General features: G+C 40.4%; 14 protein-coding genes, 2 tRNA genes and 1 rRNA gene. 4 read left to right on the plus strand and 13 right to left on the minus strand.

The window, feature by feature from the left end; all coding sequences use genetic code 11:
• The first annotated feature begins 373 nt into the window (after positions 1-373).
• Positions 374-778, plus strand: a complete 405-nt coding sequence (locus PL8927_RS26585) for a hypothetical protein (RefSeq protein WP_083626923.1) — start codon at positions 374-376, stop codon at positions 776-778.
• Positions 779-829: 51 nt separating this feature from the next.
• Positions 830-1888 (plus strand): CAF17-like 4Fe-4S cluster assembly/insertion protein YgfZ, encoded by a 1059-nt coding sequence (gene ygfZ / locus PL8927_RS26590; RefSeq protein ID WP_083626924.1) that lies wholly within the window; start codon positions 830-832, stop codon positions 1886-1888.
• Positions 1889-2368: 480 nt separating this feature from the next.
• Here ygfZ and PL8927_RS26595 read toward each other — a convergent pair.
• The 4 genes from PL8927_RS26595 to PL8927_RS26610 form a co-directional block, all read right to left on the minus strand.
• Positions 2369-2441, minus strand: a tRNA-Ala gene (locus PL8927_RS26595).
• A gap of 13 nt (positions 2442-2454) precedes the next feature.
• A tRNA-Ile gene (locus PL8927_RS26600) sits at positions 2455-2528 on the minus strand.
• A gap of 127 nt (positions 2529-2655) precedes the next feature.
• A 16S ribosomal RNA gene (locus tag PL8927_RS26605) occupies positions 2656-4146 on the minus strand.
• Between the two features lie 642 nt (positions 4147-4788).
• Positions 4789-5055 (minus strand): hypothetical protein, encoded by a 267-nt coding sequence (locus PL8927_RS26610; protein ID WP_083626925.1) that lies wholly within the window; start codon positions 5053-5055, stop codon positions 4789-4791.
• A gap of 296 nt (positions 5056-5351) precedes the next feature.
• Here PL8927_RS26610 and PL8927_RS26615 point away from each other — a divergent pair, with 296 nt between their 5' ends.
• Positions 5352-6581, plus strand: coding sequence for a molybdopterin molybdotransferase MoeA (locus tag PL8927_RS26615; RefSeq protein ID WP_083626926.1), 1230 nt, complete (start codon positions 5352-5354; stop codon positions 6579-6581).
• A 98-nt stretch (positions 6582-6679) separates the two neighbouring features.
• Here PL8927_RS26615 and PL8927_RS26620 read toward each other — a convergent pair whose 3' ends face one another.
• The 9 genes from PL8927_RS26620 to PL8927_RS26660 form a co-directional block, all read right to left on the minus strand.
• Positions 6680-7402 (minus strand): hypothetical protein, encoded by a 723-nt coding sequence (locus PL8927_RS26620; protein WP_083626927.1) that lies wholly within the window; start codon positions 7400-7402, stop codon positions 6680-6682.
• Between the two features lie 37 nt (positions 7403-7439).
• A complete protein-coding gene (locus PL8927_RS26625; protein WP_083626928.1) occupies positions 7440-8741 on the minus strand; it encodes an AAA family ATPase in 1302 nt (433 codons plus the stop codon).
• 88 nt (positions 8742-8829) lie between these two features.
• Positions 8830-9015 carry a chlorophyll a/b-binding protein gene (locus tag PL8927_RS26630; protein WP_083626929.1) on the minus strand — a complete coding sequence of 62 codons (186 nt, stop codon included), beginning with the start codon at positions 9013-9015 and terminating at the stop codon, positions 8830-8832.
• Positions 9012-10025 (minus strand): succinate dehydrogenase/fumarate reductase iron-sulfur subunit, encoded by a 1014-nt coding sequence (locus PL8927_RS26635; RefSeq protein ID WP_083626930.1) that lies wholly within the window; start codon positions 10023-10025, stop codon positions 9012-9014. The genes PL8927_RS26630 and PL8927_RS26635 overlap by 4 nt, the downstream gene beginning before the upstream one ends.
• A 130-nt stretch (positions 10026-10155) precedes the next feature.
• Entirely contained in the window at positions 10156-10719 is a 564-nt protein-coding gene (locus tag PL8927_RS26640; RefSeq protein ID WP_083626931.1) for a hypothetical protein, read from the minus strand.
• A 92-nt stretch (positions 10720-10811) separates the two neighbouring features.
• Positions 10812-12338, minus strand: a complete 1527-nt coding sequence (locus PL8927_RS26645; protein WP_083626932.1) for a hypothetical protein — start codon at positions 12336-12338, stop codon at positions 10812-10814.
• A gap of 39 nt (positions 12339-12377) precedes the next feature.
• On the minus strand, positions 12378-13163 hold the full coding sequence (locus PL8927_RS26650) for a TIGR03943 family putative permease subunit (protein WP_083626933.1): 786 nt from the start codon (positions 13161-13163) through the stop codon (positions 12378-12380).
• A gap of 39 nt (positions 13164-13202) precedes the next feature.
• Positions 13203-14303 carry a permease gene (locus PL8927_RS26655; protein WP_083626934.1) on the minus strand — a complete coding sequence of 367 codons (1101 nt, stop codon included), beginning with the start codon at positions 14301-14303 and terminating at the stop codon, positions 13203-13205.
• 182 nt (positions 14304-14485) lie between these two features.
• Entirely contained in the window at positions 14486-15361 is an 876-nt protein-coding gene (locus PL8927_RS26660) for an SDR family oxidoreductase (protein ID WP_083626935.1), read from the minus strand.
• A gap of 503 nt (positions 15362-15864) precedes the next feature.
• On the opposite strand from PL8927_RS26660, the gene acsF reads away from it, so the two are divergent.
• A complete protein-coding gene (gene acsF, locus PL8927_RS26665; RefSeq protein ID WP_083626936.1) occupies positions 15865-16941 on the plus strand; it encodes a magnesium-protoporphyrin IX monomethyl ester (oxidative) cyclase in 1077 nt (358 codons plus the stop codon).
• The last annotated feature ends 28 nt before the right edge of the window (positions 16942-16969 follow it).

The raw sequence follows: 16969 nt of genomic DNA on the forward strand, positions 1-16969 counted from the left end.
CAACAAAATTTAATAACCTGCGAGTTTGAGTCCAAAACTAGAGACGAACTATGAAGAAATTTTAAAGCCAAACACAACATTTTAAACTTATCCTTTCCTCACAATGCGACTTCAGCATTAAACTTTCCCTCCCTCGTGTTTTAACTTATATGATAGATTTTCCTAACTTCAGAGGCAAATTACATCTTCCTTTTGGGGGGTCTTATGTAAAATAGAATAGTCTACACCTTCATCATCTGAATCGAAGCATTTTTGAAGTATTGTAACAATTTACTGTTCTAAATCGTTTAGTTTGCTATGTCTAATTCAAACAGGATTTGGCACTTTCAGCATGAACTGAGAGAATGAAAAAATCCTGTTGAGATTTAGATCCATGAGACCTAAAATTAAAGATCAAGTAGCTTGGCAACAAGCTGAACTCCTGATGCAACCCGCTTTGATTCGTCTTTTAGATAACATCCGTAAACAATTAGACGAATCGATTTGGACGGGAACTTACCAGGAAATCCAAGACCCTCTCCCTGGGTATCGGTTAGAATTAGAGCATAATGGTCAACAAGTCAGTGTAGATATTTGGGAATTGTGTTATCAGATCTGTTTTCAAAACTATCGTCCTACCCATGCTCACGAAGAAAGTCTTGAGGTTGAAATTGACATGACCTTAATTGATCAAGAAACGGGGGATGTTGATTGGCAGAACCTCGAAAATAAAACCCGTCAGATTATTGCAGATTTATTTGCCAACTTACCTCTTGAGGCAACCCATTCTTCATGTTAAGTCCCTATACTTATCAATGTTGAAAATTTTTTTAATCTCTTTACTGCCACAATGATTTCAGAATTACAGAATTTACAAGCTTCTACAGGTGCTATTTTTGAACCCTTAAGCACTGGGGAAATTATTCCTATGACTTTTGGCAATGATCCTGAAGCCATCACCGCCACAAAACAGGGTGTTGGTTTGTATGATCGATCTCACTGGGGACTATTGAAACTTTCTGGGGAAGACCGACTGCGATTTTTACATAATCAAAGTACAAATTCTATTCAGACTCTCAAACCCGGAGAAGGTTGTGATACGGTATTTGTAACTTCGACGGCTCGCACCCTTGACCTAGCTACAGCGTTGATCACAGAAGATGCAATTCTGCTGTTAATTTCACCAAACCGTCGTCAGCATTTAATACAATGGCTAGATCGGTATATTTTCCCGATGGATCAAATACAATTGCAGGATATCACCAGCGATTATGCCGTTTTCAGTCTCCTAGGGCCAGATAGTCCTACTATTCTCAACAAGCTGGGTGTAACAGACCTGCAACAGCAACCCTACGGCTGTCATCAATTATTGGAAATTGCAGGTTCAACCCTCCGCATCACTGTTGGCAGTGGGTTAGCAACTCTGGGCTATACTTTGATGATTCCCGCCTCTGACGCCTCCTCTATCTGGCAAGTTTTAACTCAGGTGGGGGCTATTCCATTCGGTGAGGCCGTTTGGCAACATTTACGCATTTGTCAAGGTCGTCCAGTGCCCGATGCTGAATTAACAGAAGATTACAATCCTCTGGAAGCGGGTTTATGGCAAACGCTATCTTTTGATAAGGGTTGTTACATTGGTCAAGAAACCATTACCCGTCTCAATACTTATAAGGGTGTTAAACAACAACTGTGGGGAATTCGTTTGAATGCGCCTGTTTCACCGGGAACCCTAATCTGGAGTGATGAGGTCAAAATCGGAAAATTAACCAGTTATACCAACACCGATGGAGAACATTTTGGCTTAGGTTATATTCGCACAAAAGCGGGTGGAGTGGGTTTAAAGGTCAAAGTCGGTGAAATCGAGGCAGAAGTCGTGGATGTTCCTTTTTTAAGGCATCCACCCCTCTAGGTTTGTGTTGAAGGTGGAGGACATCAATCACTTCTTCCACTTCTTCACCTTTTCACCTTAAAAAACCAAAGCCTCTCTCCGAATAACCAGAAAGAGGCTTTGATTTGTAATAGATTAAAAGAACAGAAAAAAGAAGACTGCATAGAGAATCAGAATAACCAGAAAGAGGCTTTGATTTGTAATAGATAAAAACAACAGAAAAAAGAAGACTGCATAGAGAATCAGAAGAAAATGAGGTCAAGCCCTCGGTCTGTTAGTGTGTCTCGGCTGCATTCATNCCAAAGGAGAATCTCTGTTCGTTTGCGAACTCCTGAACACCAGAACTTTCCCGGGTTTTTTCTTCCCGGTTCTGGTTTCATTTTTGATCCCTTCTGATTCTTCTATGCAGTTTTCAAGGTTCTGGCTGGAACTTTTTCCAGCATTTACTCTTTCTTCTGGGAAAATAGTAGTGCTGATTTGTTCTTAAACTTGGGGTAATAGTGGAGGTAAGCGGACTCGAACCGCTGACATCTGCCTTGCAAAGGCAGCGCTCTACCAACTGAGCTATACCCCCACATTTTTTTAGGTGGGCCATCCTGGACTTGAACCAGGGACCTCACCCTTATCAGGGGTGCGCTCTAACCACCTGAGCTAATAGCCCATTTACCCAACCTAGTTTACGTTTGAAAGTCTCTTTTCCTGTTTTCCTAGCTCCGACCTGGGATGACTTCTGAGGGTGCTAGATTTTGTTGGGATGTTCGCACTCTACTCAGAAGTAGGTCTCCCTGAAAGGAGGTGATCCAGCCACACCTTCCGGTACGGCTACCTTGTTACGACTTCACCCCAGTCATCAGCCCTGCCTTCGGCACCCTCCTCTCCTAAGAGTTAGAGTAATGACTTCGGGCGTGGCTCACTTCCATGGTGTGACGGGCGGTGTGTACAAGGCCCGGGAACGGATTCACCGCAGTATGCTGACCTGCGATTACTAGCGATTCCTCCTTCATGCAGGCGAGTTGCAGCCTGCAATCTGAACTGTGCCAAGGTTTCTGAGATTCGCTCGCCCTCGCGGGTTGGCTGCTCTCTGTCCTTCGCATTGTAGTACGTGTGTCGCCCAGGACGTAAGGGCCATGCTGACTTGACGTCATCCTCACCTTCCTCCGGTTTGTCACCGGCAGTCTCGCTAGAGTTCCCAACTTAATGATGGCAACTAACGACGAGGGTTGCGCTCGTTGCGGGACTTAACCCAACATCTCACGACACGAGCTGACGACAGCCATGCAGCACCTGTCTTCTGGTTCCCTAAGGCACTCTCAACTTTCATCAAGATTCCAGAGATGTCAAGTCCTGGTAAGGTTCTTCGCGTTGCATCGAATTAAACCACATACTCCACCGCTTGTGCGGGCCCCCGTCAATTCCTTTGAGTTTCACACTTGCGTGCGTACTCCCCAGGCGGGAAACTTAACGCGTTTGCTCCGGCACTGCCCGGGTCGATACAGGCAACACCTAGTTTCCATCGTTTACCGCTAGGACTACTGGGGTATCTAATCCCATTCGCTCCCCTAGCTTTCGTCCCTCAGTGTCAGTTATAGCCCAGCAGAGCGCTTTCGCCACCGGTGTTCTTCCTGATCTCTACGCATTTCACCGCTACACCAGGAATTCCCTCTGCCCCTACTATACTCTAGCTCCCCAGTTTCCACTGCCTTTACGAAGTTAAGCCTCGCTCTTTAACAGCAGACTTGAGGGGCTACCTACGGACTCTTTACGCCCAATCATTCCGGATAACGCTTGCATCCTCCGTATTACCGCGGCTGCTGGCACGGAGTTAGCCGATGCTTATTCCTCAGGTACCGTCACTTTCTTCTTCCCTGAGAAAAGGGGTTGACAATCCAAGAACCTTCCTCCCCCACGCGGTCTTGCTCCGTCAGGCTTTCGCCCATTGCGGAAAATTCCCCACTGCTGCCTCCCGTAGGAGTCTGGGCCGTGTCTCAGTCCCAGTGTGGCTGATCATCCTCTCAGACCAGCTACTGATCGTCGCCTTGGTAAGCCTTTACCTTACCAACTAGCTAATCAGACGCAAGCCCCTCTCTAGGCGATAAATCTTTTACCTTTCGGCTCATCCGGGTTTAGCAGTCGTTTCCAACTGTTGTCCCCGTCCTAGAGGCAGGTTCTTACGTGTTACTCACCCGTCCGCCACTAAATCCCGAAGGATTCCGTTCGACTTGCATGTGTTAAGCAGACCGCCAGCGTTCATCCTGAGCCAGGATCAAACTCTCCATTTTGAAGAATCTGTTAGCTCTTCATCTTGACTAGACTTGCTAGTCATGTTATTTTTTGGGAGTCTTCAGTTTTACAACTGATTTCTCTCTTAGTTTTTTGACTAGGATTTCGTTAATTCGACTTTCAAACGTATTCTTTTTTCTAGGTTCGGCTGCGCTCTCGTTTCTTTCGTCTCTCAAGCGCATTTACCAATGTATCTAACCTTCACGGGTTTGTCAACCCCTTTGGGGAAAGTTTTTTTGCTGATTCTTGAAAGACTTGTGCAGCAAGGCATTCAGCTTGTTTGCTAAATGGCTTGCTGGTAATATAGGGACTCTATTCTTTGTTAATGGGGATATTGATCGATTGATTGCGGGGTGGGATTGAGTTTGATCACAAATTAAGAATGGGAGTCGGGAAGCTCAGGGGCTTTAGCCATGGGGGGAGACGACAAAGGGGAATTAATTCTTCTTTGCCATCTAAAGAAAAAAAGTAAGCGCAATTGCAATAGGTTTCTACAGACTTCAGGATTAATCTATTTCTGAATAAAAAGTACAAGGATTAAGAATTTAGTAAAATAGTTCTGGTTTTAGCATTGCTCATGATCAATTAATTGTCTCTGTTTGATCAGCATTGACAAAAGATGGGGTTCAATTATCTATTATTTAATATTCACCTACGGCCAGATAATTTTCAACATATCGCCAATGATCATCGCCGTAGCTGGCTTTTAATAAATTTATCGTTTCATTTCCTAGGACTAAATCTCCTTCATGGGTATAGGAAATTGTATGATCGATCTGAGTTTCTTCATCACCTAAAAGTTGCTTTAGTGTACTGAGAGTGTGGGCGAAACTCGCTAATACATAATGCTCTGTAATCCACTCTTCAGGATCGGGGATGATGGTTGGGGCACGGTTTGGTTTTATCATAGTGATATTAAATGGAAAGGGTTTATAAATTGTGATCTTAAAAATCAGAAATCGATTTCATCAATTTACGGTTGCTCGAAGCCTGATCTAATTCTGACGAAAATTCCAATAAATTTCAGTGATGTTCATCTCGGAAGAATGATGATCAATTGTGTCTTTTTTTGTGATCTGTATCACTGAAAGCCGGAGAGAGAGAATAGTGCTCACTCATCAGCCATCAGTTAACGGTCAATACTTCTGAGCAACGTTGACTGTGCCAAACTTAATTTTAAATCCTATAGAGAGGATCAACAACTATGTTACCTGTAGAACAAGCGGAATCAATTATCTTAAATTTAGTAAAACCTTTGGATGCTGAAACCGATCAAGAAATTGTGGGTTTATTTACAGCATCGGGACGAATATTAGCTCAATCTATAGTTAGTCAATTAGATTTTCCCCACTGGGATAATTCAGCAATGGATGGGTATGCAGTGCGATATGAAGATGTTGTTGATGCTTCAGTAGACTATCCTAAATTATTAGAAATTATTGAAGAAATTCCGGCAGGATATTCCCCTCAATGTACGATTCAAACAGGACAAGCCGCTCGAATTTTTACAGGAGCTTGTATTCCGAATGGTGCTGATACTATTGTGATTCAAGAAGATACAGAACGGCAAGGAAATCAAGTTAAAATTTTATCCGCTCCAAAACCTCATGCTTTTATTCGAGATCAAGGATCATATTACAAAGCCGGGGAACCTCTTCTTCCCCCTGGAATTCCTTTAGATGCGGCAGATATTGCGGTGTTAGCAGCAGCACAGTGTACTCAAGTTCCGGTCTATCGACGTTTGCGAGTGGCATTGTTATCAACGGGGGATGAATTAGTGATGCCTGATGCACCGTTGAAGCGGGGACAGTTGGTAGATTCTAATCAGTATGCTTTGGCAACAATTGTAGCTAATTTAGGGGCGGAGCCGATTGGATTTGGGGTGATTCAAGATCAACCAGAGATGTTAAGAAATGCCATTACTCAAGCGATAGAAAATGCGGATATTGTTTTATCAACGGGGGGAGTTTCTGTTGGGGATTATGATTATGTTGAGGAAATTTTAACAGAATTAGGAGGAATAATTCATATCCAAGCCGTTGCGATTAAACCGGGAAAACCTTTAACAGTTGCTACATTTCCAAATTGCTTATATTTTGGTTTACCGGGAAATCCAGTTTCAGCGTTAGTAACCTGTTGGCGGTTTGTGCAACCTGCAATTAAAAAACAATCGGGGTTATTATCTCGGTTTTGGGGGCCAGAATTTGTGAAGGCGCGATCGCGTCAAGATTTAAAAGGAGGAGGAAAACGAGAAACTTATTTATCGGGTCAATTATGTTTGGTGAATGGGGAATATGAATTTCAATTAGCACCAGGGAGTCAAATTTCAGGTAATTTAATTAATTTGGCTCAAACAACAGGGTTAGCAGTTTTACCCATTGGTCAATCTCAAATTAATGCGGGGGATATTGTTCAGGTATTGAAAATTCGTTGATTTGATTTCTATGTTTACCAGGAGTTGGTTTTTATGTAGGTTGGGTTGAGTGCGGGGAAGCTCAACCTGTATTTTTTAACATTAATTAATTAAAAAAGTTATAAACAACAGGATACTTTATAAGTGGATAAGGTTTGAATAAAATGTCGTGATTCAGGAATATTTTTAAATATATTTTCTATTCCTTTAAGTGTAATATGATCAAGAGCTTTACTTTTTAAATCTTCCTCGCTAAGTGTTCGAGCATCAGGAACATTATAAATCATCTGTTTTAACTCTAAAGGTCTTGTATTATAGTAGTCGGCTATTTTTAATCCCCTAGCTGCTGCAATTAAAATTTCTGTGGATGGAAAAGTAATAATTGTCAAAACCAGGGGAATATTATTCTGGGGATAACCCTGTGCCAAAACTGCTCCATAAAAATTAATGGCAGCTTCTGATAAAATATGAAAGAATTTAATCCCATAGTTGAAGTAATCATCGGGCATATTTAATACCTGTTCTGAATCGGTTGTTAAAATAATAATATCGCAATTGCAGATGTCAACTTGGTCGAGCAACTCTTTAAATCCACTAATAAGCACACCAGTCACCGATTTGACTAAATGTTGAGGATTTGGAGATAAATTTTTTTTCTCTGCGTTAATATATTTTTGTATTAAGTCAAAGATTGTTTGCCTTTGTAATTCTATGATATTACAGTCGATAAATTCCTTGGATGGATCTTCTTCTGTTAAAATACATTCCACAATTTTAGTAAAAATTATTCTATCAGTGGGGCCATCTCCAATAATCCCAATATTGCGTTTAATAGGTGCCATTACTCAAAATCCCTTAAATTCACTTTGATTAGTTGTATTAGCCAATAGTCCCCGAATACCAAAGTTCCGCTAATTGATATTGGGGAATTTCAACTAAGCGTTTTCCAGTAGCTTCATCTTCAATAATTTCTCCCTCTACAGCACCAATTCCAATCAAAGTATCCAATGCTTGATTCAAGTTTCTTACATCACTTTGATAGGTACGTTTATTTAATCGAAATGTATAGACTGAATCTAAATTTTTATGAAATTCTCTGAGAACAGAAGGACTATAAGAAGTTAAAATAAATTGGTGACTAATATCTTTTTGATTGGGAGCGGTTGCTTGCCAAATCCATCGCATCAACTCCTGAATATTGCCGGGATTGATACCATTTTCGATTTCTTCCATTAAGATTAAAGCGGGAGAAGTTTCCAAAGAGACTAATAATGCGATTGCTGCTGCTTTTAGCAATCCATCAGAAAGAACTTCTGGGGGAAACTCATCTACTAAGAGATCTGTTGTTGTTCTTCCTAAATCAAACTGCCATAATAATTTAGAATTTTCTTCATCATAACGAATTCCTTGAAAGTTTTGATTGTTTGCAAAACGTCTCATTAATGCTAAGAAACGACTGAAAACTCGTTCATTTTTAGTTTTTATATAATAAATAATGTTCTGTAAATTTTTTCCTTCATAGTCTAAACATGAAAATGAACTTGTTAGCTTTAGTTGTGTAGATTTAAGTATTATAGGTCTTGGTGGTCTACTGATATTCTTATGAATATCTATAATTTCATTTTTTTCTTCTTCAATAAAAAAATCTTTTAAAAAAGATGGTTGTAAATGATAGCTAAATGTATTCTGAAAATCATGGAAAAATAACTTTAATACGTCTTGATCTTCAGGTTCTAATGATTCTAAGTGACCATGATAAAGTCTAGAATGAATTTCTAATAAATTACTTTCAGGATCATAACCACTGGTCAAAGTTTGTAGACTGTTTGAATGGTTAAACCTAAACTCACATTTTTCTTTACAACCTATATTATTTTTAAATTTTTTATTCGGATAAAGCTCCATATAATACCTAACAAAATTGTTATTTTTGCTCCATTCAATTTCAATAGACATTGGAGCATCATCATTAGCTAGACAATAACGATGGGGAAAATAATCTTTAGCTTGAGCAGGTCGGTAATCATTTAACTGTATAATTAACTCAGAAAAATGCTGTATTCCCGATAAAAAGTTAGTTTTCCCCGAATTATTGTTACCGATTAGTAGGGTAATTGGCTGAAGTTCCAGGGTAGTTGATTTATGAGTTCTGTAGTTTTTTAGGGTAATTTTTTTAAACATTTTTTATTGAGGTAAAAACCAAAAATTTGCTCTGAATATAGGGTCAGTAATTTGCGTAGAGACGTTATATATAACGTCTCTACAAAACCTAATGCAAACCCAACCAAGTGAATAAATCTTGATGGGTAAAAAATTCCAATAGAATTAATAGAACAAATCCGACCATGGCAAAACGGCCGTTAATTTGTTCGGCGTAGGAAGTCCAACCCATTGCGGGTTCGGGTTGGGGGTTGGGTTCGTCGGGAGTTGAAGTCGAAGGTGTTGGAGAAGTCATGGTTGTTTTTCTAAGTCTTGAATCGATTGAATTAGGGATCTCACTGTTTCTGTTCCTTCAGAAGGTTCAAAGGTTAGGGGGAATTTACCCCGCATAACCACCCGTATTCCTACGGGCCCTAAGCTGAGTAAACCCTTGAGATCGCGGAAATAATTACCTATTACCATTACAGCAAATTTGCGTTCATCGACCCAACCGCCCTGTTTGACCAATTCCACTAATACTTTGCGATGGCGAATGGGACGACTGGCGTTAGCGTCTTTGCGTTCAAGGATTTCATGTTTAATTTTGCTAATCTGATCCAGGGGAGCCACCTCCATCGGACAAACGGAGTTACAGTTAAAGCAACGGGTACAACCCCAAACGCCCTGTATCCCTTCGTTATAGTGTTCTAGGCGTTGTTCGGTTTTGGCATCACGGGAGTCGGCGACCATGCGTTGAGCTTTGGCTAAGGCGTGGGGCCCAACAAAATCGGGGTTAACTTCGACGGCGTTACAGTCGGAATAACAAGCTCCACAGAGAATACAGTTGCCCATTTGGTCAAGTTTGGCCCGTTCTTCTGGGGTTTGGAGAAATTCCCGTTCAGGAATGGCCCGTCCTGCGGTACTGACGTAGGGTTCAACGGCTTCCAAGTTATCCCAGAAGCGGTTCATGTCCACCACTAGGTCTTTGAGGACGGGTAAATTCCCCATCGGGGCGATGGTCATTTCTGGGATATCGTTTGAGGGGGTTGGCTCTGAGTTGGCTTCGGCAATTTTTTGTAAACGGGCCACTTCGCTGCCAATATTTTCCTTACAGGCTAAAGCAGAACGGCCATTAATTCCCATGGAACAACTGCCACAAATGGTATTCCGGCAGTTTTTTCTAAAAGCTAAAGTCCCATCCTGTTCCCATTTAATGAGGTTAAGACAGTCCAGAATTGTATTTCCGGGTTCAACATCAAGCAGATAACTTTGGACTTGGGGAAAGGAATTAGGACTTTGCCTAACAATATTAAACTTAACTTTCATGATGGCGCAGGTTTATGAGGTTATTGATAATACTCGTAGTGAGTCCTTTAGGACTCTCTTAGCCCTAAAGGGCTTACTACTATTCTGTAGTGAGTTCTTTAGGACTCTCTTAGCCCTAAAGGGCTTACTACTATTCTACTTCTAACCACAACCGTTCTAATTGATAACGCCAAGCGGTTAAAGTTCGTTCTCGATCTTCTGGACTATTGCTTAAATCTCCCATGACTCCTTCAGCATAAAAGCGTTCTAAATTTTGTAAGGTTGTTTCCATTGATTGTCCTTGCTGTTTAGCGACTTGAATAATTTCTATCATCCGATTTTCAATCAGTTGATTATAATAGGCAGAAAATCCGGCTTCTTGAAGGGAAATTACACCGAAAATAGCGCGATTAAAGTCAGCTTCAGTTAAGGTATCTCGACTATGTTGAAATATTCCCCAAACGACATTCTGATGAATTCCATAGCGAGTTTCTTGAGTTTGATCAAAATTAGCCTCTAAGAGTTGTTGTAAAATTAATTGTACTTCTTGAACTGGAGCGATCGGAAGTAACAGTCTTAACCAACTTTGATCTTCAGATAAGACGACTAACAAACGAAATTGTTCTGTTTCCACTTGCCATAAACTCGACTCAATTTGACCTACCGCCTTTCCAAATTTTGCGGTTAAAATTTTACCAATTTCTTCAATTTCCATAAAATGATCGCTCCATAGTTTAATTGATCAGCTTATATCCATCTAAATTGTATAACCTAAAATCTTGGATATTCGACATCGCTTAGTCTATTTTAGGGTAGCCATTGAGGATGAAAACCTAAAAAAGGTAATTCTTCCGGCTTAACTTGAGGTTTAGATCCATCCGTAGGCGTATCGATGACTAAGGGTAAAATCCAAATCCGACTGGTTTTAATTGTATCTCCTCCGGCGGTTTTTGTGGATTGATTAGGATCATCAGGCTGTGTTATTTGGGTCACGGTTTGATCAAAGAGTAAGGCTAATCCATCGGGAGATAAACTCATGTTAATTTCCTGTTGATTGGGTAAAATCACAAAGGGAATAACTTGTTTAGTTTTTAAATCAATCGCAACAATATAAGGTTGTTCTTTATAGGTTTCGGGATCATCCAAAACTTCAGTAATTAAACAGTATAAAATCGTATTGCTTGGATCAAATTCAGCACTGATAATATTCCCAAAGGGAGGAGTTCGATAGAGTTCTTGTTCTTGTCCTTGATTATTAACAATAAATAGCGATCGCGTCCCATCGGGATTAAATTTTAACATCGTTGCGGCACTTCCATCCCGTGCAAACCCTAAAACTTGACCAAATTTAGGTAAAAATTCTAGGGGTTTAGTATCAGGTTTTAAAGGTAAAATTGTGGTTAAATCTGGCCCTTGAGCAATCACAAGAGATTGACTATCGGGTGCAATTAAAAAGTCTCCCCCTTCTACATTTAAAGGTTTAGGGGATTTCCCGCTTTCAATAAACCAAGGACTGGCATCATTGGGATTAGTTTTACTCACCCGTTGAACAACAATAATGTTACCATCGGGCGATAAATCAAATTTTAAATTTCGATAATATTTGGCATCTAAAATCTTTTCAATTTGTCCTGGGGGTTGTTGAGCAGATTCAGAATTTTCTCCGGGAGATTGAGGATTAATTCCTGTTGTTACAGTATATAATTGAGGTTCAAGTAATCCTTGTTTTTGTTCAGTTGTAGAAATAGCAGAAAATAGAATGCGATCGCCTTTGGGATAGGGTTCAAAATCTAAAATAACTAAATCTTCGGGTGTTAAAGGAATGGGTTTAGGTTCTTTCTGACTCAAATTAACTAATATTAATCGTCCTTCTTCAGTTCCCTGCACTCCAATATAAGTAAATGCCCGATCTCGGCTGCGAAAAAACCCGGTAAACGGTTCAATAAGTGTTCCTTGTTTATCCCCATATAAATGATCTCTTGCCCCTTTTAACTGCACACTAAAGGGGGTTCCATAGGGGATGGTTTCTGATAAAGTATAAGCCATGCGTCGTCCTGCCCAACTCATTTTACCAGGTAGAGGAGGATCAATTTGTAAATTATTTTCTACACTTTTTCGATTCATAGGACGATTAAAAGCAATGATAAAACCCCTATCTTCTGCCCCAATTTGTTTGTTTTGCCAACTAAATTCTTTAACTTTGGGGGTAGTGCGATCGCCTGTTACTAAAACAATTCCGATTAATATTGTTAAAACTATCATTAAGATTAATGCAGCTTGATCTAAGGGTTGAACCCATTTTTGGTGTTTAAATTTTGAGATAATATTGTTCATGACATTAGGTTGAATTTGCCCTAAAGGGCTTACTACTTTTTAGTAATCGTAGGGGTTTTTAGGAGGGAGAATAGCTTTAACTGTTTTGGCTTTAATGGTTAACTTGCGTTGCTCATTAAAGGTTTCGGTAAACATTTCTCCTTCCACCTCTAACCAAGTATCTTGAGTATATAATTGTCGAGATTTCCCTTCAGGAAGTAAAACGGGAAGTCCGACAGGGTAAGCATCCGCCGCACAACAGGTTAAAATAAATCGTCCTAACCATATATAATTTTCGCTTAAATCGGGAGGATAAATCACAAACCCGGTGACTTTGGCTTTTTGACCTGTATAAGCATCAGGTTCAGGATTAACATTGAGTAATCTCACCCATTCAATTAAAGAACGATTTTCCGGTTGAATTGCGGTTCTAAATTCCTGGGGTTGGGCGCGAGTTATGGGTAAAGATTCCGTTAACCCCCGTTTTAATGCGGTTTGTGCGCCGAACATTTGGGGTGTGATGAATAATCCCAAACAAGCAGTAATAATTAATAAGATACTACTCCAACCTTTGGGAAATAAGCTGATATGTTGTACAGCAGGGGATGGGGTTTCTTGAGTAATTTGTTTAACTTTTAATCCTCCTAAGATAAATAATGTTAGAGCCGCAGCCAGGGTTAACCCAAAATAATTGGGATGGATGAGAATGTAGAGTTTTCCACTGATCCAATATTTTAATAGCAAAATTCCCCAAGCCAACAAAGCAAAAACATCTAACCAAGGGTTTTCTAAACTTGGGGAAAATCGCTGGTAGAAACGGCTAAGTTTTTGAGTCAGATGCGTCATGATATAGAAGACTCCGATTTTTCCAGTACGGTAGCCAAATTAACTGAAATTTAAGTTAACCACCAGGGTAAATAAAAAGGTTAACTGAAAAGCAAGAATCACCAGATAAAAAACCGCGCGAGCTTTAAAAACAGATAACATTAACCCGACGGTTTTAATATCAATCATCGGCCCAAAAACCAAAAAAGCTAACAGCGATCCACTGGTAAATGCAGAGGAAAAGGAGAGGGCAAAAAAGGAGTCAACGGTTGAACAAATTGAAACAACTCCCGCTAACAATAACATCGCCAGAATTGATGTAACGGGACTTTGACCTAAATTGAGAATAAATTCACGCGGAACGGCGACTTGAATCAGTGCAGCGATAAAACTTCCTAAGACTAACACTCCTCCTAATTCTCGAAATTCCTGCACCATATTTTCCAACATGGAACTCCAACGCTCTTGGGTGGGTGTCAAGAATATCGTTTTCCAAGGAGGGAGGGAAGGTTTAACAGTGACAGATTCTTTTTTAACCTGGTTTTTCTTGAGGAGTCTTTGAGTTTTCCAGGCGGGAAGGGACTCTAGGCGCAGGGGTTGTTCTGACTCCCCTAAAAAATAGGTTCCCGACTGAAGTAAGGAAGAAGCCACAAGGTCAGACGCAGGAGGTTTAGGGGGATCAACAATGGGTAATGCACGGGCGATCGCAGGTTGAACAATGGGTCTTAAGTCCTTCTGAACACTAAATAACCAGCCTAAAGTTGTAGCAATAGTCAGGGAAAATAGCACCCTTAAAATCACAATTTCCGGCTGATCTCGGAAGGCTACCCAGGTTGACCAGATGACAATGGGGTTAATGGTGGGGGCGGCAAATAAGAACCCAATGGCCACTGATGAGGGAACCCCTTGCAGAAGCAAGCGACGGGCGACGGGAACGTTACCGCATTCGCAGACGGGAAACAGAAACCCCACTAAACTCCCCATAAATGCCCCTAACAGAGGATGGGGAGGAATATAGGATAAAAGTTTCTGTTCATCAACGAACCATAACAGCAAACTGGAAAATAAAACCCCCAATAGTAAAAAGGGGATCGCTTCTACCAGCAAGCTGAGAAACAGCGTAAAACCGCTATTGAATTGATGGATGAATGTTGCTTGCATCCGTTACCTATTCGGAGAATAAAGCACTTTTGTGATCGATGGGATCACTTGAACAAGGGGAATTGAGCAATTTTACCCCAATCAGTGCTTTATCCAACTTAGCAGATCTGAGGCCCTGATTGTTAGAAGGAGGCAAAAACCCTTCGTCTCTAAGTCCTGTCTAGGTTCTGTTGGGAGGAATCTTAACTTGCTAAATAGCGACGAATAAAACTTTCTAAATTTTCCATTTTCATCTTAAAAATTAGCTCTAAGTTTTGAATTTCCTCCGTTGTACAGAAGAATTCATTGCCTAATAATACTCGTAAGGTTCCTAATTTTTGATATAAATCAGAATTAATTAATCCCAAACCGCCCCGAAGTCCATCAAAGAGAAATAAGGGCGGATTAATTACAATCGGTTCTCGATTAAAAACTCGGCTAAAAATTTGATAAATGTCTTCTCTAATTAAAATTTCTGGCCCTCCTACGGGAAAAATTTGATGGTTTGCAGCCTCAATAAATCCTGAATCAATCGCAATGCGGGCAACATCATCGGTACTGACAACGGAAGTCCGATTTTTGCGATCGCCAATTAATAAATAAATTCCTGTTTGTTTAAAGCTTTCTGCTAAGGGTAATAAACTAGATGCTAAGGCTGAAGGTCTTAAAATAGTATAATTTAATCCACTGGATTGTAAATATTTCTCAACTTCTCGTTTGGCTTTAAAAATGGGTGAATCTTCATAGCCTCGATCTGTTCCTAACACAGAAATAAACACAAAATGTTTAACATTAGCTGCTTTTGCTACATCAATTAAATCAATATTTGCTCGATAATCTAGTTTGAGAGGATTGTCAGGATTACTATGGGTACTAATAATATATTGAACGCCTTGACAAGCTTTTTCAATATCTCGCTGTTCCCTTAAATCCCCCAGAAAAATTTGAGCCCCTCGGTGTTCCAATTGAGCATATCGAGAACTTAAACGCACAAAAGCTCGGACTGGAATTTCCTGATCACATAATTGTTGAACAATACGACGGCCTAATCCACCTGTTGCTCCCGTTACTAAAAACATAGTTTATTTCCCTAAAATTAACAGTAAATTGAATAAACGTGAAAAAAATCAACTTTTAAAATAGTTATCAAAGCTCATAATAAAAACGATGAAGTCCTTAAACAAGCCGCCCATAACAAATAACTCATCCCGACTTTATTCATGGAGAGATTTCCAGAAAACACTTCACCCCATTGCAGTCAGTAACCTGGAGTTGGAAATCCTCTAAAGGCTACTTTCCTATTTCATGGTGACATAATTTTTCAATTCAGGGGGCTCGCAGGTGAGAATCTGGGGTATCGGTAAGAACAAAAAAAGACCGGAAATCGCTATTTTTTAACTTTTGTTGCAAATCTTAACGCAAATGACGTCATTTCTGGGTATAGACCTTGGTAGACTGTATTTCATGGCAATTTGAGACTAATTCCTAACTAGCCGTAGCCTCAAGCGGGGTTACGGGCGAAAAGTCCCCTGAACTCCTGACTTTAAAATACACCCCCGATCAGAATAGAGATCCAACAGACATGGTAGATTCCCTGAAAAGACCCGCTTTTGACGAAATCAGACCTGGGGTGAAAGTCCCAGCGAAAGAAACCATCCTCACTCCCCGTTTTTACACGACGGATTTTGAGGAAATGGAGAAAATGGACATCTCCGTCAATGAGGAAGAACTCTTAGCCATTCTGGAAGAGTTTCGTGTAGACTACAACCGCCATCACTTTGTCCGGGATCAAGAGTTTGAGCAATCCTGGGATCATATTGATGGCGAAACTCGTCGTGTATTCGTCGAATTTTTGGAACGTTCTTGTACCGCCGAATTTTCGGGTTTCCTGCTCTATAAAGAACTTAGCCGTCGTCTCAAGGATAAAAGCCCTGTTTTAGCAGAGTGCTTCCAACTGATGTCCCGGGATGAAGCTCGTCATGCGGGTTTTCTGAATAAAGCGATGTCGGATTTTAATCTCTCCTTAGATTTAGGATTTCTGACCAAAAGCCGTCAGTATACCTTCTTTAAACCTAAATTTATCTTTTACGCCACCTATTTATCAGAAAAAATTGGTTATTGGCGCTATATCACGATTTATCGGCATTTGGAAGCGCATCCTGAAGACCGGATTTATCCGATTTTCCGCTTTTTTGAAAACTGGTGTCAGGATGAGAACCGTCATGGCGATTTCTTCGATGCCATCATGCAATCTCAACCCCAAATGCTGAATGATTGGAAGGCGAAACTGTGGTGTCGTTTCTTCCTGTTGTCGGTATTTGCCACCATGTATTTAAACGATTTGCAACGGGCAGATTTCTACACCGCCATTGGGTTAAATGCACGCGAATATGACATGGAAGTGATTGAAAAAACCAATCAAACCGCAGGTCGTGTGTTCCCCGTGATGCTGGATGTGGATAAACCTGAGTTCTATGAACGATTGGATATCTGTCTCCAGAATAACGAACAGTTAACGGCGATTGTTAATTCCGACAGTCCTAAATTTATCCAGTTTTTCCAAAAACTGCCCTACTATCTGTCTAATGGATGGCAGTTGATGAAACTGTACTTTATGAAACCGATTGATGTTACAGCCTCTCAAGGTGCTGTTTATTAATAGCGATTCCAAACATCTAAATTAAGCT

The organism is Planktothrix serta PCC 8927 (assembly GCF_900010725.2).
In the GTDB taxonomy this organism is placed as follows: domain Bacteria; phylum Cyanobacteriota; class Cyanobacteriia; order Cyanobacteriales; family Microcoleaceae; genus Planktothrix; species Planktothrix serta.